At 41.7% G+C, this 21,934-nt stretch carries 17 protein-coding genes and 1 tRNA gene; 6 read left to right on the top strand and 12 right to left on the bottom strand.

Going from position 1 to position 21,934, the window contains the following annotated elements; all coding sequences use genetic code 11:
* Nucleotides 1-21: 21 nt before the first annotated feature.
* Both BM232_RS01235 and BM232_RS01230 read left to right on the top strand, forming a co-directional pair.
* Nucleotides 22-804 carry a glutathione S-transferase family protein gene (locus tag BM232_RS01235; RefSeq protein ID WP_143092239.1) on the top strand — a complete coding sequence of 261 codons (783 nt, stop codon included), beginning with the start codon at nt 22-24 and terminating at the stop codon, nt 802-804.
* A 393-nt stretch (nt 805-1,197) separates the two neighbouring features.
* Nucleotides 1,198-1,767 (top strand): RNA polymerase sigma factor, encoded by a 570-nt coding sequence (locus BM232_RS01230; protein ID WP_091711364.1) that lies wholly within the window; start codon nt 1,198-1,200, stop codon nt 1,765-1,767.
* A 6-nt stretch (nt 1,768-1,773) separates the two neighbouring features.
* Here the strand turns inward: BM232_RS01230 and BM232_RS01225 are convergent, their stop codons facing one another.
* The 12 genes from BM232_RS01225 to yihA form a co-directional block, all read right to left on the bottom strand.
* Nucleotides 1,774-3,516, bottom strand: coding sequence for a SulP family inorganic anion transporter (locus BM232_RS01225; protein WP_091711363.1), 1,743 nt, complete (start codon nt 3,514-3,516; stop codon nt 1,774-1,776).
* 112 nt (nt 3,517-3,628) lie between these two features.
* Nucleotides 3,629-4,879 (bottom strand): NAD(P)/FAD-dependent oxidoreductase, encoded by a 1,251-nt coding sequence (locus BM232_RS01220; protein WP_091711362.1) that lies wholly within the window; start codon nt 4,877-4,879, stop codon nt 3,629-3,631.
* Nucleotides 4,880-4,917: 38 nt separating this feature from the next.
* Nucleotides 4,918-6,006: a rhodanese-like domain-containing protein gene (locus BM232_RS01215; RefSeq protein WP_091711361.1), complete on the bottom strand. Its 1,089-nt coding sequence runs from the start codon at nt 6,004-6,006 to the stop codon at nt 4,918-4,920.
* Between the two features lie 25 nt (nt 6,007-6,031).
* Nucleotides 6,032-6,532: a TlpA disulfide reductase family protein gene (locus tag BM232_RS01210; RefSeq protein ID WP_091711360.1), complete on the bottom strand. Its 501-nt coding sequence runs from the start codon at nt 6,530-6,532 to the stop codon at nt 6,032-6,034.
* Complete coding sequence (locus BM232_RS01205) at nt 6,532-8,559, bottom strand: cytochrome c peroxidase (RefSeq protein ID WP_091711359.1); 2,028 nt, start codon at nt 8,557-8,559, stop codon at nt 6,532-6,534. Before BM232_RS01205 ends, BM232_RS01210 begins: the two co-directional genes overlap by 1 nt.
* A gap of 17 nt (nt 8,560-8,576) precedes the next feature.
* A complete protein-coding gene (gene mtoX, locus BM232_RS01200; RefSeq protein WP_091711358.1) occupies nt 8,577-9,989 on the bottom strand; it encodes a methanethiol oxidase in 1,413 nt (470 codons plus the stop codon).
* 993 nt (nt 9,990-10,982) lie between these two features.
* Entirely contained in the window at nt 10,983-11,900 is a 918-nt protein-coding gene (locus BM232_RS01195) for a CysB family HTH-type transcriptional regulator (RefSeq protein ID WP_091711357.1), read from the bottom strand.
* 242 nt (nt 11,901-12,142) lie between these two features.
* A tRNA-Arg gene (locus BM232_RS01190) sits at nt 12,143-12,219 on the bottom strand.
* A 108-nt stretch (nt 12,220-12,327) separates the two neighbouring features.
* Nucleotides 12,328-14,823, bottom strand: a complete 2,496-nt coding sequence (locus BM232_RS01185; protein ID WP_091711356.1) for a glycogen/starch/alpha-glucan phosphorylase — start codon at nt 14,821-14,823, stop codon at nt 12,328-12,330.
* Nucleotides 14,824-14,843: 20 nt separating this feature from the next.
* On the bottom strand, nt 14,844-15,365 hold the full coding sequence (locus tag BM232_RS01180) for a c-type cytochrome (protein WP_091711355.1): 522 nt from the start codon (nt 15,363-15,365) through the stop codon (nt 14,844-14,846).
* Nucleotides 15,358-16,614: a sulfite dehydrogenase gene (gene soxC / locus BM232_RS01175; protein ID WP_091711354.1), complete on the bottom strand. Its 1,257-nt coding sequence runs from the start codon at nt 16,612-16,614 to the stop codon at nt 15,358-15,360. Before soxC ends, BM232_RS01180 begins: the two co-directional genes overlap by 8 nt.
* Before the next feature lie 11 nt (nt 16,615-16,625).
* Nucleotides 16,626-17,252 (bottom strand): ribosome biogenesis GTP-binding protein YihA/YsxC, encoded by a 627-nt coding sequence (gene yihA / locus BM232_RS01170; RefSeq protein ID WP_091711353.1) that lies wholly within the window; start codon nt 17,250-17,252, stop codon nt 16,626-16,628.
* Between the two features lie 91 nt (nt 17,253-17,343).
* Between yihA and BM232_RS01165 the strand changes: the two genes are divergently transcribed.
* The 4 genes from BM232_RS01165 to BM232_RS01150 all read left to right on the top strand — a co-directional run bounded on the left by BM232_RS01165 (nt 17,344) and on the right by BM232_RS01150 (nt 21,911).
* Complete coding sequence (locus BM232_RS01165) at nt 17,344-17,952, top strand: c-type cytochrome (protein ID WP_091711352.1); 609 nt, start codon at nt 17,344-17,346, stop codon at nt 17,950-17,952.
* A gap of 89 nt (nt 17,953-18,041) precedes the next feature.
* Entirely contained in the window at nt 18,042-20,051 is a 2,010-nt protein-coding gene (locus tag BM232_RS01160) for a cytochrome c biogenesis protein ResB (RefSeq protein WP_091711351.1), read from the top strand.
* 36 nt (nt 20,052-20,087) lie between these two features.
* The gene (ccsB, locus tag BM232_RS01155) at nt 20,088-21,245 is read left to right on the top strand and encodes a c-type cytochrome biogenesis protein CcsB (RefSeq protein ID WP_091711350.1); all 1,158 of its coding nucleotides are present in this window, start codon (nt 20,088-20,090) and stop codon (nt 21,243-21,245) included.
* A gap of 30 nt (nt 21,246-21,275) precedes the next feature.
* A complete protein-coding gene (locus tag BM232_RS01150; RefSeq protein ID WP_091711349.1) occupies nt 21,276-21,911 on the top strand; it encodes a thiol:disulfide interchange protein DsbA/DsbL in 636 nt (211 codons plus the stop codon).
* Nucleotides 21,912-21,934: the final 23 nt, after the last annotated feature.

Below are 21,934 nucleotides of genomic sequence, written 5' to 3'. Positions count from 1 at the left end.
AGGTAAATAGAAAGGAAGTTGATGATGGACTTATTTGAACAACGTGCTCCAGTAAACCTTGAAGGCGGCTATGGCAGCGCAGGTGATATGAAAAAAACACAGTATATGCTGCAATTGCTTGGAACACCGTGGGATGCAGATACATTAAAATGTATTATTACCGCAGCAGAGCAGGGTATGGAAATGACGACTGGCTACCTTGATACAATCAAGGGCGAGCAGGATAATCAAGAATACCGCGATATTTTCGAGTTTGGAACATATCCTGGTATGAAAGAGGCTGACTACAATGTTGCTGGCGCGAATGCCATTATGGCTTTCATTAATGCGAGAGGCTTGGGATATTCTCTTGTCCCCAAAAACGTTAATGATGCAGCCATGCAGGATTTCTGGGTTGATGTAGCCGTAACTGAAGCGACACCATATGTGAATATCTTGGTTCAGGAGCAAATTATTCAGCCAATGGCCGACTCAAGTTACAAAGTAGATCAGGATGCTTGTGCTCATGCAAAAGAAGCTCTATCTAAGATCCTTGATGCATTAGATAAACAGCTGACAGGTAATACTTATATTATTGGTAAATATTCCTTTGCAGATATTCATTGGACTGCACTGATTCATCTGCTGATGTTGACAGATGAGTCTGGCATCGTTCAACAGCGTAAACAGATTTTACGCTGGTATGAATCATTATCTACGCGTAAGAGTAATTGTGGCCAGAATATCGTGTCATTCTCGCTTTTACCAAGCAAAGAAAATATTCAACGTAAAGAACTTTCCTCAGTCATTATTGAGGATTTCTAGGCATACCTGACAAGCCAAATATGGCACTTCTTGTGCCATATTTGGTTTATGTCCTATGTATCCAGTATCAAAGATGAGAGATACTCTCAGAGAGTATGAATGCCCATGCCAAGTACTATTAAGTAGGCAATAGTTAGAGCAAGCCTGGATATATTTTCACTAAGAAATGCTATGTCAAATTCATATTGAACCGTAATCTGTGCCGTCGAGGCTGTTATTAAATTGATAAAGTTCATATCCAATAACTCCCTCCAAAATTGCATAGAGCAGTGCATCAATTGCGGCATGAAAACTAGACTAGTCCAGTCAATAAAGAATCGATAAATCACAGGTTTTTTTTGTAGAACATCCTAATTCCCATTAGTTTGAAGCATCGAGGCTTATGTCCGAATAATGAGAAAATCAACGGTACAACATCTTGGAACAGATGGTGAGTCTAGTGCCAAAGGTAGATTGTGCATTGAGTATTTGGTTGATTGTTTTCATACAACTTTATTAAATAAAGCCACTTCAATTGTCGGTGCATCAATCGCCGAGGAGGTTGTGCAGGATACTTGGCTGACACTGATAGAGTCCTGGAATAGTATAAACGATACAGACTCACTCGGTTCTTGGTTGCACCGGGTCGTATTTAATAAATCTCTTAACAGAATAAAAAAAGATAAACGTTGTGTATCATTGGAGTGGCTAACTTCACATGATGGAGGGTATGGCAGAGAGATAGAAAACTATTTTCTTACTTTCAACGATGAGCCAGAGGCATTGCTCACATTACAGCAAACATTGTTGAAGCTTGAAAAGCAGTGGTCTGGTTTATCAACCAAGCAACAACAAGTCTGTGAGATGCGTCTGATTCACGGTTATTCGTATGACCACATTGCCGAAAGTCTTGATGTGACTATTTCGAATAGTAAAGTTCTATTGCACAGAGCCAGGGTATCAATGCTAGAGGCAATTAGTTAGCAGGCCTTAAGCTTCATTAATATTTGGAGCGAAACACTTAACCGCGTCAGTGGTTTGGAAAAAGACCTGACCTGGCAGCAAATCCTTAAGGAAATCTATTTTCTCAAGTTTATCAATAACAGGGCCTTTAACTTCAGCGAGATGAAGTACAACTCCCTTGTGTTTCAGGCTGTTTATCAGTTCCTTAAGATAAAGGATCGCCGTTGTATCAATATAGCTTACTGATGAAAAGATCAGCACGATATTCTTTGCATCTGTCTCACGTGATTCTGCTTCAATAAACTCTGAAATAAAGTTGATGTTAGCAAAAGTAATGTTTTCATCAATTCTGATCAACAAAAGGTTATCCCATGTTTCTACCTTATGTCGTCTAATATTTCTATAATGTTCAGTATCATGGATTCGACCAACTACGGCAATGTGAGGTTTGCCAGTTCGGCGTAAATAGCAAAATATAGTGACGATAACGCCCAATATAATGCCTTCTTCAATGCCAAGGATTAGCACTCCTAGCAGGGTGATAAGCTGGCTAATTCCATCAGATCTATCCTGCTTCCAGACATTGACAACACTGCCAAGCTTAACCAGAGGGTAGACTGCGACAATGATGATGGATGCTAATGCAGCCTTAGGAATGGATTGCAGCGATTGTGAGATACTCACGAGTACTAGTGAAATTACAGCGACAGCAATCAGCATGGCAATTTGTGTTTGCGCACCAGCAGAATAGTTCACCATAGTACGACTGAAACCGCCTGCAACAGGCATCCCACCCGATATTGATGCTGCTAGATTAGATGCTCCAAGTGCCGTCAGCTCTTGATTGGTATCAATTTTCTCACTTCTGATTGAAGCCATAACTTTAGCTATTGCTACACTCTCAACATAAGCAATCAGGCTGATAAAAAAAGCACTAGGTAATAGAGCAAGAAAATGGTCATAGCTTGTTGATAGAAAGCCTACACCAATAGCCGGTAATCCTTGAGGAATATGGCCGACAATTTCAACAGAATGCGTTGTATCTAATGAGTAGGCCGTAACTAAGATTGTGCCAATTATTACGGAAAGTAAGGGGGCTGATTTAGTTATCCCAGTTCTGATTGTCTGTTGAGTGCCAAGGTTAACTAACAGTTTACTGAGAGGAGCTCCCATAAGCAGTAATGTAGCCAATGCTAACAAGCCTATCCCCATATCAAAGATGTTTAGTGATGACTGGGCATTGTTAAGGCATTCAGTAATAGAAGTACACGAACCGATCTTTATCCCCATCATGTTAGGGAACTGGCTGAACAAAATGATTAGTGCTGCTCCGGAAGTAAAGCCAGAAAGTACTGGCTGGCTTATGAAGTGTACTAATGATCCCATTCTGAAAGCAGACATGATGGTTAATATCAAACCACCTTCTAACGCTAAAATCATGGCATTTTGAGTTGAGCTTCCAAGTGCTTTTATTTCAGGGGAGGATAGTGCACTTGCAACCATGATTGCTGCGATAGAGACAGGGCCAACAGATAAGACTCTGCTTGTACCAAACAATACATACATTAATGCGGGCAGCAAGCTGGTATAGATACCAACTTGTACCGGTAGTCCCGCAAGTAAAGCATAGGCCATACCCTGAGGAATTAACAGAATGGCCGTGATAATGCCAGCGAATAAGTCACTGTTAAAAGTCTGCCAATCGTATGAGACCAATGACTTATTTAAGGGCAGTTTAGAGGTTATTTGTTTTAATTTATTAATTGGCATAAGTCACTGTTGGACAATATTTCATCATTGCTTAGCAACATTTGGCAAAGTTTTGCCAAATGTATACTATTAGCATAAGCGTTTAATTATATACTATAAGATTATAAGTATATTAAGAGTCTAGGAATTTTTTGGCGTAACTTGCTTTGCTCGGTAAATCAATTCGGCGACCTTTTAACATAATTGTCCAATAAAGCCATGGCAGACCAAAACGCTTGACTAGCCACCAGCTGTAACGGTTCTTTCTTGGGTCAATGAATGGGAATGATGGCGTTACTTCACCACCATAGGAAAATTCAGCGAGCATCGCGGTTGAACGTGATGTGGTGAGCGGGCAGGAGCCATAACCATGGTATCGGTTTTCAACACTTGCTGAATTAGTCAGATGCAATATATTGTCCACGACCACTGGAACTTGTTTACGGACTGCGGCAGCTGTTTTGGCATTCGTCGTATTGATAACATCGCCTAAACCAAACACATTGCTGTACTTTGTATGCTGCAGAGATTCCTTGTGTACATCAAGCCAGCCATTATCATCTGAAAGCGGACTATTTTTAATGAAGTCTGGAGCACTTTGAGGTGGTGTGACATGTATCATGTCGAAAAATTTGGTCACAGTTGTTTTGTTATCGAGTGAGTCGGTAATTTCAAAAATGGCTTTTTTAGCTGGTCCATCTATCTCAATAAGTTTGTGACCATAATTGGTCTGAATGCCATAGTTTTTGATGACTTTTTCTAAAGCTTTAGCAAAAAATGGTACCCCAAATATACCCGGACCTGCGTTATAGAACTCGACATCAATCTTATTCAAGTAACCTTTTTGCTTAAAGTAATCACATGCCAGGTACATGGCTTTTTGTGGTGCACCGGCACATTTAATAGGCATTGGTGGTTGTGTAAATAAGGCACGTCCAGACTGCATTTTCTGCACTGTCTGCCATGTGTATTCAACATGATCAGGTGAATAATTACAGCACACACCATTTTGACCTAAAGTGGCTGAGAGTCCTTTTATTTTGTCAAAGTCCAGTTGAAGACCTGGACAAACGACGAGATAGTCATATGTCAATTCACAACCGGTATCGAGAACAACGGTATTCTTTTCAGGCTCGAAGCTTTCTGCATAATTTTGAAACCAGGTCACACCGGCTGGAAGCAAATCAGCCTGTTTTCTTGCTGTATTTTTAAACTTGAATACGCCACCGCCAACTAAAGTAAATGCCGGTTGATAATAATGTGTTGATGATGGCTCAATAACGGCTACGGTTAATGCGGAGTTTCTTTTTTTTACATCATTTGCAACAGAGGTACCACCTGCACCACCTCCAACGATCAAAATATTATAGTGACTATGCTTCATTTCTCTCTCCAATCTGTATTGATTGTTGTGATTAGTTTTTATGATTGTTTCCAGGCTTGATAACCACCAGCCATTGACATAACGTTCTTGTAACCCATGTTTTCTAGACTTACGGCGGCGAGTGCTGAGCGATTACCTGAGCGGCAAAATAAAATAATTTTTGTATCCACTACATTTACAGCGTCTTCATCACCAATTTTGAACTCAAGCAGGCCTCGTGGAATTTTGAGTGCACCATTTATCACACCTTCCTCATATTCACTAGCTTCTCGAACGTCGATCAAACAAACTGATTCTTGCTCTAACAGATTTTTAGTATCAGATACGCTAATTTCAACGATCTGATTTTTGATTTGAGCGACCAATTGTGATGCATTGATTTTAGATTTCACCTCGGCAGGTTTTTGCATTTCTGGTTCGGATGACTGAACCAGATCTTCTTCATCCACGCCACAATAGCGGTTTGCCGGGACTGCAATATCGATGAGCTTAGGTTTTGGCAGATTGAGGTTGTTCATCAATTCAATAAACTCGTCTCGTGTTTTACCTGCCAGACGAGGATTGATCCGTTTTTCCTGTCCAATGGAACTGACTCTATAACCTTTATAGTCGTGGCCAGGATAAACAAGTGTTTCATCAGGCAAAGAGAAAAGTTTGAGAGTGATACTGTCGTATAAGGCACCGGCATCACCACCCTGAAAATCTGTACGCCCGCAACCATTGATAAGCAAACTGTCACCTGTGAAAACGCGATCACGCCACAAGAAAGAAACACTTCCTTGTGTATGTCCAGGTGTAGTTCGTGCCGTAATTGACTCGTTATCACCCAGATGAAAGATTCTCCAATCGACGATTTCAATATCAGGAGACTTAGCGCCACAAGCCTGACTCACGGCTGTTTTACACTTCAGTTCTTTGCGAAGGATGCCACTGCCTGTGATGTGATCGGCATGTACATGAGTTTCCAGTGAGTATTTCAGAACAAGGCCGTATTCATTAAGCAGTGCTTTATAGATTTCAACCTCACTTTTGACGGGATCGATTAATGCCGCTTCGCGAGAAAAAGTGTCTGCTATCAGATAGGTTAAAGTGCTGCTTTCTGGATCAAAGAGTTGTTTGAATAACATATTATCTATCCTGCTTTAGTACTTTCTATTTACCAGTAGACTGGCTGATGAGTGCTTTCATTTGTTTGACATCCCAAGACCGTGGTCCTATTGCTTGATAGATAAGCTCACCCTTAGGATTAACCAAGTAAGTGGTTGGCAGCGCTAGAACTTTCCAGCCTTTAAGGCTGGTGTCAGGATCACTTACAATTGGAAAACTAATCTTATACTTTTTTATAAACGCGGCTGCGGCATCATTATATTCACCCGCATGTATACCGATAATTTCTAATTTATCCCTATCAACCTGCTCATAAAGAGCCTGCATATCGGGAAGTTCCTTGATACATGGCGAACACCAGTTAGCCCAGAAATTAACCAACACGAACTTGCCTTTGAAATCACTCAAGCTCAGATCAACGCCTTCTGGGGTCTTCAGAGTAAAATCACTAGCTACTTCGATAGGTTCAACAGGTTTCATCAGATCTTTGGCATTAACTGATAAACATGAAAATGCCATGACGACGGTGAGAATTAGCTTGAGCATTATGGTGTGTCCTGATGTTCGTTTGAGTGATCGCCAATAGGTGTGGCAAATGAATCTGAAATAATCTCAGCGACATTGTCTCCATTGAGAGATTTCAAAAACGCAACTAAATCATTCATTTCTGAGCGTGTCAGGTTTAGTGGATGGATAAGGGGGTCTTGGGTTTCATTTTTAAAACCACCTTTGTTGTAAAACTCAACGACATCTTCCAGCGAGGCCAGTGAACCGTCGTGCATATAAGGCGCTGTCAAAGCAATATTACGAAGTGTCGGTGTCCGATATTTCCAGCGATCATCAGGATTTTGGGTGATTTCATAACGTCCTATGTCACCTTCAGGTTCGTTGCCAACTGATTTGATTATCTCTTTCCTGACATTGAGATAACGCCCTGGCGCAACTTGAACTTTTTCTGTGTCAGAATCTTTTTTCATGGCACGTTGCCAGCCGATTCCCGTGTTATGAAGGCCATTATCTGTAAATAAAGCATGATCCTTAGCAATAGTATGACAGCTCATACATTGTGCTTTACCAGTAAAGAGTTTAAAGCCACGTATAGCCGACTCTGACATAGCATTTTTTTCATTATTAAAATACCAGCGGTCAAACTTAGAGTTACCCGATACTAGCGTTCTTTCATAGGTCGAGATGGCTTTGGCAATATTCATCAGACTCGCCTTTTGTCCATCAAATGCAGCTTCAAATAAGCCATTGTAATCTTTAAGTTTTTTAACTTTTTCGATTACTGCGCCAAATGATGGGTTAGCCATTTCATTTCTCGCCAACATAGGCTGCCATACCTGGTGTTCAAGTGATGTTTCTCGACCGTCTAGAAAAAGCTTGGTGAGATAAGCAGTATTGTAGATAGTTGGTGCGTTGCGTCTTACAGAACGCCCTTCAAATCCTATGGCGGTCATTAACTCATGACTGGTAAATCCCTGTTCGGGAATGTGGCACATTGCACAGGATTGCGTATCGTTGAGTGATAATCTGCGATCAAAAAATAATTTCTTACCCAGTTTGATTTTATCCTCAGTTATCGGGTTATCTTCAGGTTGAGGAACTGCTGGTAAACCTAATGGTGGATTTTTAACAAAGCGAAGCAGGTCTGTCTCTTTACCTTTACGGCTTTGCAGGCTCAAAGAATTGGTGACGTACTCTTTCGACTCATAGCCTTCCTTAGAGTCACGAGCACCGATTCGAATATCATCCTTTTGCTTGTCAGAGGTCTGATTAGCCTTAACACCATATTCCATAAGTAACGTTTTCAGATCATTAATAATGATGTCTGGATGTAAAAAAGATACGCTATAAATATTGCGTATTCTCAGTTCTGGATCGATAAGGAAAACCCTAAGAACATGAGAGAACTTGCCTGTTTCCTTGCCATCACTGTCTGTTTTGGGAATGACAGATTGATTATAAGCATCAAGAACAGGTGCCAGCTCATCATAGGAATGTGTAGTGAGGTATTTCCATGTCACTTCATTTTGCGCTGAATTATCAGGCATATGGTGACCTTCATGACCATCATGTCCCATTTCCATGTGGCCTGAGTTATCTCCATGATCCATAAGGTGATCATGTACGCCTAGTTCCATTTCTTTCAGTACTTCAGGCGTGTCGTGTTCGGGATCGAAACTCATGCTAAACATCTGCAGATTTTCAGCTAAGAGCGGATCTTTTGCAGCTCTGTTTTTGATACGGTCAAAGACGACATGTGACAGAGGGCAACCGTTAATATCATCACAACGGGTGTACATGAAGTTTAATAAGGTGTATTTACCTCGAAATAATTCATGAAATCTGACCGATTTATCGTCGGTATCGACTGCTTTTGCATTTTGGGCATAGCCTAAGACAGGCAGTTTATAACTGCCTGCCTTAGGTGCCTCGAAGTCTAATTCACCATAACCCGCAGCAGGGAGTGCTGTCTGCGGTTCTCCTTGTCCAGAAAAAGAAAATGCTGAATTGCTAATAACCAAAAAGCTGAAAAAGGTGGCTATAGCAGTTTTAACGTGTTTCTTCATGGTGAATTTCCTACTTTTTACTTAGCTGCTACTTGAGCGTTTTCACTTGCTGCTTGAGCGTGTTCATGTAAATGATCTTTCGCATCCATACCGTAAAGTGAGTATGCACCGAAACGCATTTGGTGAGCACGGCCTAGCTTCTCTTTATAAAAGTCCAAGCTGAACTGTTCTTTCATTTCTTTACCATCCCAAGAGTAAAGCTTCAGGAACTGAACGTCTTTTTCACCTTTGTGATCCCAGTTAGCAAGCAGTGAGGTGGTGTAGTACAGACGAGAGTTATCCCAGCTTGAAGACACCATGTTGATCTGTTTACCAATATATTGCTCATGTGCAAGTTTAGGGTGGTGTGGATCAGTAATGTCATAACCACGGGTTTTACCGTCCATAAAGGTGTTAACCCAGATCATCTTGTCATCACTAGAGATAGAGAAATCTACAGGTAATGGAACATCAGCAGGATTACCAACTGTAGCTACAGGCTCTGCTTTCCAGCCACCTTTACCATCTTCTTCAATCAAGACGATTTCAGATGTTAGAGCTGTAATGCTGAAACAATAGTTATGATTAGGATCCCAAGCACAACGAACTTCCAGAGGTGCACCAGCAACATCTAAAACTTGTTTTGGTTGACGTGTATGTAGATCCCAAATCACCATGGTGTTACCGAAACGTTTCATGGCTTCTTTATCTTTCAGCATTTTACCGAAGTCCATCATATAGTTGGACCAGCCAGTGAAAGATGAAGTCAGCATCATGTTACGGCGTGGCATAACTTGGATGTCATAACCATAACCGTCAGCATACTGGCCAGTTTTTTCTGCACCCTGCAGATTATCGTCAGTTGGAATCCAGTAAGTATCGATATATTCACCATCATTGGTGTATTCAACCAATGCAGTACGTCCACCGTGATCCTGATTGTTAGACAAAGCTGTCCATATCATACGACCTGGCAGAGCATAAGGAGTGTGAGGACCGACTACACCACCTGATTTTTCAACAAAATCATCAATGGTTTTTACTAGTTTTGGTTTAGCTGGATCGGTGTGTACATCAAAGATGAAAATCTTACTTGTATCTAGGCTACCAGCCCATAAGTATTTACGATCATCGGTAAAGCCTGAGTGATGAGCTTCATTACGACCACCAACAGACACAGTACTTCTGACTTTACCAAAATCGTCAGCATCAGGGTTTACAGATACAGTGACCAGCTTATCTTGGCCATCACCCATGCCTTCAATACCCAGAGTCCACACATATACAAAGTCTTCCTGACCTGTGATTTTGGCCATATACGGTGACATACATGTTTCATCAGCTTGAACCGCTACTGGACCACCCATCAGCAATGCTGTGGAAAACAGTACGGGACTGATAAATCGAAGAGCAGGCTTAACCTTCTCTCTTATGACTTCAGTTATCTTCATTTTTCTCTCCTCGCTTTGATTATCTGCCCCTTATCTATAAAGATTTAAGGCATGAAAATTTAAATTTCGATAAATGTTGTTTTAATGAATACAAAATTTCTAAATTTTGATCTGTTTAAGTGACGAACTTGTATGAGCATGATCTTCAGCTATCAGCAAAATAGGGGATATTTGTTTGCTGCTCCCACATAGTCATCACATAGTCTTAAAAACTTGTAAGCAATGAAATCAGTTCAAGCTATCCTCCTCCATATACTTTAACCTGTATATGTTTATATTAAAATAATATAAAAATGGGTTCGTTCTATATTTTCTGACTTAGAAAATTAAAACCCACGTGCTAGCGTTAACTATTTTCAAGTAACTATTTATCATGGATGGGGGTAATTATTGATACGTATTAACCGTAGTGATGGCTGATGATTGGTTTAGACAAGCCTTATTTTGTTGATTCAAAATCATTTAAAACAAGGGTTTAACAAGTAGTTATTTGTATGGTGCTGCTTTTTAATATTTATATATAAATTTAGAATAAAAAGTTGGATTATCCTTTTTTCGGAAAGTAAGCCGACAATCGGAATTAAGAAGAAATAACAGCCACTCTTAATGAGTGACGAGATGAAACTGGAGAAAATTAAATATCTATTGGGAGTAGTCAATAATGATTGGAAGGTATCGAAAACGACAATAATTTTATAGTTCTTTGCAAGGGAAGATGCCTCTCTAGCTCAATCTCAGCGAGAGTTTTATCGACTTGGCACTAGCAATATAATCAAGCGTAGCATTTGGTATTTATCGATTTATGACGAGACGGGGAGTGGGGGGGGGATCTGGTCACTGCGAAATGATTTGTGGCTACAGAGCATACTTTTTTTAATATTGCCGGTTAGCGGGGGCTGGCTTTTGAAGCGGTATGCTTATTACTTTTTATTCTGGGACTACAAGTTATGAAGCGTCTGGATATCAACTATTATGTTCAGCGTTATGCTGTCATTAAGTTAATCTTTGTTCAATAACTTCCTTGGTCAGGTGTGGAGCAAAACACTCGATAAAGGCGTAGGTATAGCCGCGTAAATAGCAGCCACGGCGGAAAGCGAGTAGAGTCGTACTAGGCTGAAACAGATGACTGGCATCAATTTCTTTGAGTGGTCTATCTTTCTTGGTATCAAATGCCATGCTGGCAATAATCCCTATCCCCAGACCTATCCCCACGTATTTTTTTATGACATCGGCATCAGTTGCTGTGAATATCACATTAGGTTTCAAGCCTCTGTTTTTGAAGGACTGATCTTGCTGGGCACGACCTGTAAATTCCATCATATAAGTCAAAATGGGATATTTAGCGACGGCTTCTAAAGTGAGTATTTTTTCAGATAACAATGGGTGGTTGTCTGGTACTACAATAGTTCTGTTCCAGTCATAGCAAGGAAATGTTATCAGGTCAGGATTTTGATCCAGTGTTTCTGTAGCAATGGCTAAATCTATCTCACCCACAGCAGCAAGCTCAGCAATTTCCTTTGGCGACCCTTGCAGCATATTTAGATGAATATTGGGATAGCGTTCAGAGAAGGCTTTTATCGAGTTGGGGAGTGCATAAAGTGCCTGGGTTTGCGTTGTGCCAATTGAGAGTGTGCCATGTTCTTCATCATGGCTTTCATCGGCTAGACTTTCGATATTCTGAACATCCCGCAGAACTCTTTCAGCTATCTCCAGAATATTTTTACCCATAGGGGTGATGGCTACAAGGCGTTTACCTCTTCGTTCAAACACCTTTAACCGAAGTTCTTCTTCTAATTGTTGAAGTTGGTTACTAACGCTGGGCTGTGATGTTTTTAACACCTTTGCTGCTTTCGATATACTCAAATCGTTTCTAACAATTTCTCTAATGTATCTTAACTGGTGTAGGTGCATGAGATATTAATATAGTCATTCGCGTATTAAATAAGTAATAGCATCATATTGAGATCGTTGATATTTAGCAATTAATATTGCTTAGGAAGTCGTAGTTAGCCACGTGAGCAATTATCTTGCAAAGTAGTACCACTGATAAGCGTGAATTCTTAATGCATGAAGTCGGACATTCAGATCTTCAGTTTCTGTTGAGCTAGAATTGGTTGGATCTTTGAAGAAATGAATAGCTAATTACTGTGAAATGGCGCGCCTGACAGGAATCGAACCTGTGACCCCCAGCTTCGGAAACTGGTACTCTATCCAACTGAGCTACAGGCGCGTGAAGTTGAGCCGAAGATTATACGGACTTTGCCGGTAATCTGCTACGGCTCAAGATACCTTTCGCCAAGAGAGTGATATCACTCTCTTGGCATTAGTACAATTAATATTATGGATTAATTTTTTCTAGTTTCCAGATATCGTTGTTGTATTCATCCATAGTTCTATCTGTCGAGAACATACCACTGTTGGCACTGTTGATAATGCTCATGGCAATCCAGCGTTCCTTATCTTGATAGACCACTGCTGCACGTTCTTGTGCTTCTACATAGCTATGGAAGTCCGCGACGGTCATCCACGGGTCATTGGGACTGGTAAAGGCCGCAATAATGTCATCAAAACAGCCTTCTTCACACTGGTTGAAGTGTCCTGACTCCAGTAAGTCGACAACGCGTTTCAGATCAGCATCATTATCGATAATAAAGCGTGGATTGTATGTCGGTTTGAGTTCAGTCACTTCATCTTCAGTCAGACCGAACAGAAAGAAGTTTTCTGCACCAGCTTCATCACGGATTTCAATATTGGCACCATCGAGCGTACCAATGGTCATTGCACCGTTCATCATGAACTTCATATTGCCTGTACCAGACGCTTCTTTACCCGCGGTAGAAATTTGTTCTGATAAGTCAGCTGCAGGACAAATCACTTCCATGGCTGAGACCTGGTAGTTTGGCAAAAACACAACTTTTAACAGATCACCTACATCTGGATCATTGTTAACCGTGCTGGCGACATTATTAATCAGTTTAATGATGCGTTTCGCCATGACATATCCTGGGGCCGCCTTACCTCCAAATAAGACACAACGCGGTGTCATGTTTTTGGTGTCGCCACGCTTGATGCGGTCGTACAGGTGGATCACGTGCAGGATATTCAGTAACTGACGTTTATATTCGTGAATACGTTTGACCTGAATATCAAACATCGCTTCTGGCTTGAATTCGACGCCGCAGCTATCTTTCACTAATTTCGCTAAACGTTGTTTATTTGCAAATTTAGCAGCGTGCCATTTCTTCTGGAAAGCTTTGTCATGGGCATAATCTTCCAGTTTTTTCAGTTCAGTCAGCTGAGTAATCCATTTATCACCAATAGTGTCTGTAATCAGTTCGCTTAAATCGGGATTACACCAAGCCAGCCAGCGACGTTGAGTCACGCCGTTGGTTTTATTATTGAACTTATGAGGCCAGAGTTCATAAAAATCATGGAACAACCCTTTTTTCAATAATTCAGAATGCAAGGCAGCTACGCCATTAATCGAGTAACTACCGATGATAGCGAGGTGGGCCATGCGAACTTGCTTTTCATCACCTTCTTCAATAATCGACATACGTGATAAACGGTTTTTATCTCCGGGCCAGCGTCCGGCGACTTCACGCAGGAAGCGAGCATTAATTTCGTAAATAATTTCCAGAATGCGTGGCAGCAGACGACCAAACATATTGACCGGCCAGCGTTCCAGAGCTTCAGGCAGTAAGGTATGGTTGGTATAGGCCATAGTATTGGAAGTAATTTCCCAAGCTTTATCCCAGCCCAGGTTATGTTCATCCATTAATAGACGCATCAGCTCTGCAACTGCAACGGTGGGATGGGTATCGTTTAATTGAAAACAATTTTTCTCAGCAAAATTATCAAATGTTTCGCCATGTGTTGTGACCCAGTAATCCAGAATATCCTGCAAGCTGGCGGATGCTAAAAAGTACTGTTGGCGCAGACGTAGTTCTTTACCATTCTCACTGGCATCATTCGGGTAAAGCACCATGCTGATATTTTCAGCTTCATTTTTTGCCGCCACCGCTTCTGTATAAGAGCCTGAGTTAAAGTCTTCTAAATTGAATTCATCGGTGGCACCGGCTTTCCATAAACGCAATATATTAACCGTGCCATTTTGATAACCGGGAATCGGTAGATCAAAGGGAATAGCTAATACATCGTTTGTGTTGACCCAGTGAACTTTCATATCACCACTGTCGGTTGGGTGGTATTCGGTGTGACCGCCAAATTTCACACGTTGGGTAAATTCTGGGCGTTCTAGTTCCCAAGGGTTGCCATCCTGTAGCCAGTGATCAGGCTTTTCCACTTGAAAACCGTTTTCGATACGTTGCTGGAACATGCCATATTCGTAACGAAGACCATATCCAGTCACTGGTAATTGTAATGTGGCACAACTATCTATAAAGCAGGCAGCCAGACGTCCAAGGCCACCATTACCCAGCCCTGCATCATGTTCCATTTCGATTAAATCTTCAAAATTTAAATGAAGCTCGTTAAGGGCTTGGGCGGTTTCTTTTTCTAAGCCCAGGTTGAGCACTGCATTGCCCATGGCTCTTCCCATCAGAAATTCCATTGATAGGTAATAAGCGTGTTTACACTGCTTTTCTGCATAGGCGCGCTTGGTTTTTTTCATCCGGTTGAACAGACGATCTCTTAATGTTAAAGCCAGCGACGAGTATAGATAGTGGCCCGAAGCACAACCTTTATCCTGGGCTAAGTGTGTACCGTAATAACGTTTAAAATCTTTGATGAGAGCATCGCTATTCATTCCCAGTTTTTCAGTGTCGAATAATTCCTGGGCAGGGTTAGCAGTACATGCGTAACGTGGGCTCATAGACAGATCCTTAAATTATTTCAGCGTTTGTTTGGATAGACGGGAGAAAACCCATCCCGATTAGGCATCTTTACCTCAGGTAGTGTGACTTCATTGAGTTCCACATTGTTCTCGAGTATATCATCCTGGCTTAAAATATAAGCGCAAAGTGCGTAGATTTCATTACTGTTTAGAGAAAAAGGCGCTGAGGGAGGCATCGCTCGCCGAATATAGTCATAAAGCGTTGTTGCATAAGGCCAATAACTGTTCACTGTTTTCTCTGGATATTCATCAGTGAGTGAGCCAACATCACCGACCAGAGGCATGGCACTGGCGCCTATAGCGCCAAAACCATGACAGCTTGCACAATGTTGTTTAAAAAGTTGTTCCCCTTGCTGTGCATTACCATGTCCGATAGGCAAGTTTTTTCCATCAGGTGTAATGGTGAGGTTCCATACCGCTTGCTGCGGTTGTTGTTCAGCATTTTTACCTAAAGCCTGAAAAAGTGGCTCAGCGACAAGCGCTGGAGAAAATAGTAAAAAGAAGAGTAGGTATCTAAACATAGATATGACTAATCTGACCGTCTTCGTTAACTTCCCAACTGACGATCGCGTTGTAGTGAAAAAAACTATTGTCACCTCGTTCAGCAATTAGGGCTTGCCGAGTAGGTTGTTGATAGCCTGTTTCATCCGTTGCCCGGCTCTGTAATACTGCGTATTGACCTTGCCACTGCCACGGCAGACTAAAACGAGTGAAGGCTTTATCCAGAATAGGAGTATGAAGTTCGGCCTCAACCCAGCTATCACCACCATCTGCAGATACCTCGACTTTACTGATTTTACCTTTACCTGACCAGGCCAGTCCGGTGACTTGATAAATGCCAGGATTATCTGGCAGTGTCATGCCAACTGAGGGACTAGTAATGAGCGACTTGGCTTGCATGGTGAAGCTGAATTGACGCGCTTTACCACTCGGTAATAAGTCAGTGTACTGGGCGGTCTCATCACGAGTCATTGCAGGCTGTTCTACCAATTTTAGTTGTCGTAGCCATTTCACATTGACTATGCCTTCCCAACCAGGCAGTAACAAACGGACGGGGTAACCATTTTCGGGACGAAGACGTTCGCCATTCTGGTATAAAGCCAATATCGCATCATCCAGTAATTTTTCGACGGGAATACTGACATTTAATGCCGCGCCATCGGCTGCTTCAGCGATCGCCCATTTAGCTTCAGCTTGAATACCGCATTCATTTAAAAGTAGTCTGAGAGGAACGCCTGTCCATTCAGCATTAGAGACTAAGCCATGTACATAGCCTGCGGCAGACTGAATGGGGGAGCTACGCCAGCCAGCATTACTGTTACCTCCGCATTCAATAAAGCAGATTTTTGTTGTTTGAGGGTAACGTTTTAATGCATCAATCGAAAATGTTAGTGGTTTATCGACCAAACCATCAATCAAGATTTCATGTGTGGACGGATTGATATCAGGCACGCCATTATGGTGTCGCTCATAATGCAGGCCATTAGGCGTAATAGTACCTTGTAACTCTTCTAAAGGTGTCCATGACACACCATTTCCAGGAACGTTTGGATTGGCAGATATCCAACGAATAATATCTTTTTCGTAAACAGAAGGTTGACCGTAGTTACTGAAATTCGCTCCCGGTTTTAGCATGGAGTCGGGAAGGGATTGCTGTAATTCTGTTGAGATTGGTTGTGCTTTTAGAGGTAAATTGAAACCGAGAAAAACACTACTTAAAGCCGTGCCTTGAATAAATTGACGTCGGCTTTTTAGTAATGATTTTCTCATGGTTAAAACCTCTAGTCACCAGAAGAGGGGAGCGTATTATCAGTGACCTCAAACCAGTTATCAAGTTTTTGAATAGCTTCCTCTTTACCTGATTTGTTGAGTGAGGAAAAAAGCTGTACAGAGGCTTTTAATGATAATTTTTGCAATTCATTTCGCACAGATAACAAACTTTGTTTACCTGCACCCTTTTTGAGTTTATCGGACTTGGTCAACAGAATATGAACAGCTAAGTCTGCTTGGTTAGCCCAGGTTAACATTTGTATATCAAATGGTTTGAGTGGGTGGCGAACATCCATCATCAACATCATTCCCCGCAAACACTGACGTGTTTCCAGATATTGAGCGAGGGTGTGCTGCCATTTTAACTTCATTTTTTCAGGGACTTTGGCATAGCCATAGCCAGGAAGATCGACCAATGCCCGCTCATCATCGAAGCTGAAGAAGTTGATCATTTGAGTTCGGCCAGGTGTTTTACTTGTTCTTGCAAGCGCGCTGATTCCGGTTATGCAATTGATTGCACTGGATTTTCCGGCATTTGAGCGGCCTGCAAACGCAACTTCATACCCCTGATCGTCTGGTAACTGGGACAGTTCGGTTGCACTGCCGTTATAATAAGCTTTTCTATATAGTTGTGACATGGAACCATTTTGGGTGAAATATTATCCTAACAAGAGTAGCATACCCAAAGTTCTGGATGATGATTTAGCTTAGTTTTCAGGTAATAAAATAATGAAAAATTTATTAAAGATAACCATGCTTGGCATGGTAGTTACGATGAGTGCTCAGGCGATTGCGGCTGGTGATATAAACGCAGGCAAGAAAAAGGCAGCTGTTTGTGCGGCTTGTCATGGTACAGATGGAAATAGTTTGTCCGATGCCTTTCCTAAGTTAGCCGGACAAAATGCCGGGTACCTTGAGAAACAATTAGCCAATTTCAAAAGTGGTGAGCGTAAAAATGCGTTGATGGCACCGATGGTTGCGAACTTATCTGAACAGGATATGGCGGATTTGGCTGCCTATTTTGCTAGTAAAAAAATGGCACCAGGTGCGGTTTCTGAAGATTTAGTGGCTGCGGGTGAAAAAATCTTCCGCGCGGGTAATAAAGAAACAGGACTTCCTGCCTGTATGGCCTGTCACGGTCCAAATGGTAACGGTATGCCAGCAGCAAAATGGCCTAAAATATCATCACAATACAGCACGTATGTAGAAGCTCAACTTCATGCTTTTGCTAAAGGGGAAAGATCCAATGATCCCAATGGTATGATGCGTGATGTTGCTAGCAAAATGAGTGATGCTGAAATTAAAGCTGTCTCAGCTTATGTCTTTGGTTTGAAATAATCGTCACATTTTCTCTACATAGCTAAGTCTTAGTAGCTATGTAGAGAATTTAAAAAATCGAGTAACGGAACTCGTTTCAAGGCTCACCCATGTCACAACATCAGGATTCATCAGTTTCTCATCGCAGTTTAGCTTGGCGGGTTTTCCACTTTTTAGGCACGATGGAATTAGCGATCACTTTGCTGATCACCTTAGCTATTGCCTCTATCATTGGTACTGTTCTTCAGCAAAACCAACCCTATCCTGATTACCTTATTAAGTTTGGGCCATATTGGTTTGACGTTTTTGAAAAACTGGGCCTATATGATGTTTACAGTGCGATTTGGTTTTTAGCCATATTAGCGTTACTGGTGATATCGACCTCTGTATGTGTGATTCGTCACGCTCCCTCTATGTTCAAGGATATATTTAATCTGAGAACGAATGTACAACTGAAATCGTTACGCTCAATGCATCATCGTAGCGAATGGGAAGCTCCACATACACAGACACAAACGGTTGAGTATCTTCAATCCACATTAGCATCAAATGGTTACCGAACACGAATAACGGATAAGAATGGCAGTACTTTAGTGTCTGCGATGCGAGGTGGTATGAATCGCCTTGGGTATATTCTGACGCATGTAGCGATTATTGTTATTTGTGTAGGTGGTTTGTTTGATAGCAGTTTGCCGTTAAAACTTGCTGAGTGGCAGGGGCGCATTCATGTTGAAACGCGTAATTTACCTTTACCACAAATTCCAAAAGAAAGCCGTCTGCCCGTCGGTCCGCAAGCCTTCAGAGGAAGTGTGAGTATTCCGGAAGGCAGAGCAGCGAGTGTGGCTTATCTGGCCATGCGTGATGGGTATTTAGTGCAAAACTTACCTTTCACTATTGAAGTAAAACAGTTTCGTATAGAACATTATCCCACCGGCCAGCCCAAATCATTTGAGTCGGACTTGGTGATTCATGATTCTGATCTGAAAAAGCCACTAGAGGCAACAATCGCCGTCAATCACCCACTTATTTATAAGGGCTATGCGATTTACCAAGCCAGTTTTGGTGACGGTGGTTCGGAATTGACGTTGAAGGCATGGCCTTTATTTTCGGATAAAGGGGAGCCGGTCAGCTTACAGACAAAGGTCTTTGAGACTCAGCAGATGCTGTGGGGTGATAAAGAAATGCAGCTCGAAATCACTGACTTTAGGCCTTTCAATATTAACCCGGACCCTACCGAAGATAATCCACAGCATGTACGCAATTTTGGCCCAAGTGTTGGGTTCAAGCTTCGTGCGCCTACTGGCGAAGCGTTGGAATATCAAAATTATATGAATCCGGTTGAACGTGATGGCAGATATTTCTATTTAAGCGGTGTACGCAGTTCGCCAGCAGAAGAATTTGCTTACCTTTATATTCCTGCCGATGACGATGACAGCTTGGAAGGTTTTTATCATTTTCTAAAGCGATTACATGATAAAACTGTAGTGAAGCAAGCTGCAGAAGAGATGAAACAAGCTACGCTTGCCAGCCTGCAAAGCACGAATGATGATGCTTTATCACAAAGCTTACAAAAAACACTGGAAACCTTGGTTGAAATGTTTAATCGCGGTGGTTTTGGTGAAGTGAGTGATTTTATCGAGAAAACCTTACCTGAATCTGAGCGTGACACCTTAGCTCCGGCCTATTTAGCCATGTTGAGAGAAATGTTGGGGCGTATTTATTTCTCAGGCTTAGACCTGCAGAAAAATGAGACAGTTGATCAGTCTCAGATATTGTTTTTACAGGACTCAATTGATGCGATAGGGAGTCTGCCGCGTTATGGTTCTCCTGTGTTTTTACAATTAACCGATTACCATCAAATTCAGTCAACCGGCTTACAAATAGCACATGCACCAGGGAAAAGTATTGTTTATCTTGGCTGTGCATTTTTAATTGCCGGAGTGTTTTTATTATTTTATTTACCACAGCGGCGTTTCTGGGCCTGGGTGATAGAAAAAGATGGCAAGTCGCAAATTTATCTGGCGGGGATGAATAATAGAAACCCTCGCGAATTTGATAGTTATTTTGAGGATATCAAAGCAAAACTTCAGTCAGTGTCACGGAACTCTGACGAAGCATGATGTTCTTAGTTTCTGCTATGGGATGAGGCACAATATATGACAGCACACCTCTCAACAATGAGCTCGACGCAACAGACACCATGGTCTGCCTGGTTCTGGCGCATATTAATGGTCTTAGTCAGTATCGGTTTAATCGGTACTTATTACGATATTCTTGATTATTATGAAATTACTATCATTGCACTGACCGCGATTGGTATGGGCTTTTTGGGGCAATACTGGCCAGGATTTCGTTGGCACAGTCTGGCCGTTGCAGCACTAAGCTTGATAGCTGTTTCCTTGTATGGCCAAAACCTGGAAGCAGGCGAGTCTAACTTCTGGCTCAGTTATATTCTGGCCAGTCAGTCTGCATTTATGTGGATGAGTGCTTTATTTGTTATGGCAACAGTGACGTACTTCGCAGGCAATATTTTTCATTCCAGTTTTACAGAAAAAGTAGGTACAGGACTAACCTGGTCCGCTGTCACTATGGGTATGATCGGTCTTATGGTGCGCTGGCGTGAGTCTTATCTGCATGGTGGGGATATCGGTCATATTCCTGTCAGTAATCTGTATGAAGTCTTTATTCTTTTTTCTGTTGTGACCGCTTTGTTATATCTCTTTTATGAACGTCGTTATCAAACCCGTAGTTTGGGTGGCTTCGTTCTGCTAGTTATCAGTGCTGCGGTGATTTTCCAGCTCTGGTATAGCCTTGAACGAAATGCTGATGAGATTCAGCCGCTTGTTCCTGCCCTTCAAAGCTACTGGATGAAAATTCATGTGCCTGCTAATTTCATTGGTTATGGTTCTTTTTCCATGGCAGCCATGATTGGTGTGGCCTATGTATTGGTCGTATGGAGAAAAGAGGTCAATCCTGACAGTCGTTGGGTTAAAGCGATGCCAGAGTTAAGTCTGATGGATGACTTAATGTATAAGACGATTGCTTTGGGTTTTGCCTTCTTCACTCTGGCAACTATTTTAGGTGCATTATGGGCGGCAGAAGCTTGGGGTGGTTATTGGTCGTGGGATCCCAAAGAAACCTGGGCATTAATTGTTTGGTTGAACTACGCTGCCTGGTTACATATGCGCTTAACAAAAGGCTGGAACGGGAAACCCATGGCATGGTGGGCAATCGTTGGTTTATTCGTGACCTTATTTGCCTTTCTTGGTGTCAATATGTTCTTAAGTGGCCTTCATTCGTATGGCACGTTGTAATAATTAATTGAAAATAAAGGATACTCAACGATGATGAAATTAATGAAAACCCTTGCGACAGGACTATTTTTAGGCCTGGTTTCGACGGCAGCTTCTGCTGTGCCGATGAATTTCGTTGAAGGAACCCATTATTTTCCTACTACTGAGAAATTAGCGACACCAGATGATAATAAAATTGAAGTCGTTGAAATGTTTTCTTACACCTGCCCACACTGCTTTAAATTAGAGCCTGAAGTAGCAGCATGGAAAAAAACATTGCCAGAAAATGTACACTTTGTAAAAGTGCCTGCGATTTTCCGCGATAGCTGGTTAGAGTTAGCAAAAGTGTATTATGCCGCTGAAGCCATGGGGGATCTTGATAAAATTCATTCAAAATTATTCAATGCTATCCATGTCGAAAAGCGTCGTTTAACGTCTGAAGATCAACTGCTTGATTTTGTTGCTGAGCAAGGTATTGACCGTGATGCTTTCAAGAAAACAATGAATTCTTTCAGTGTAAAAGCAAAAGTGAAAAAGGCTTTGGTCATGAGCCAAACTTCAGGTATCACAGGTGTACCATCTTTTATTGTTAATGGTGAATATCGTACTGATGCCAGTACCGCGGGTAGTATCCCAGAGCTATTTCAAGTTGTGAATTTCCTTATAGAAAAATCATCTGAAAAATAACATGAAAAAGCCCGGTTTACCGG

The organism is Methylophaga sulfidovorans (assembly GCF_900114205.1).
GTDB classification, from domain to species: Bacteria; Pseudomonadota; Gammaproteobacteria; order Nitrosococcales; family Methylophagaceae; genus Methylophaga; species Methylophaga sulfidovorans.
Note: the sequence above shows the minus strand (reverse complement) of the source record. Positions and strands in the feature narration are given on the sequence as shown.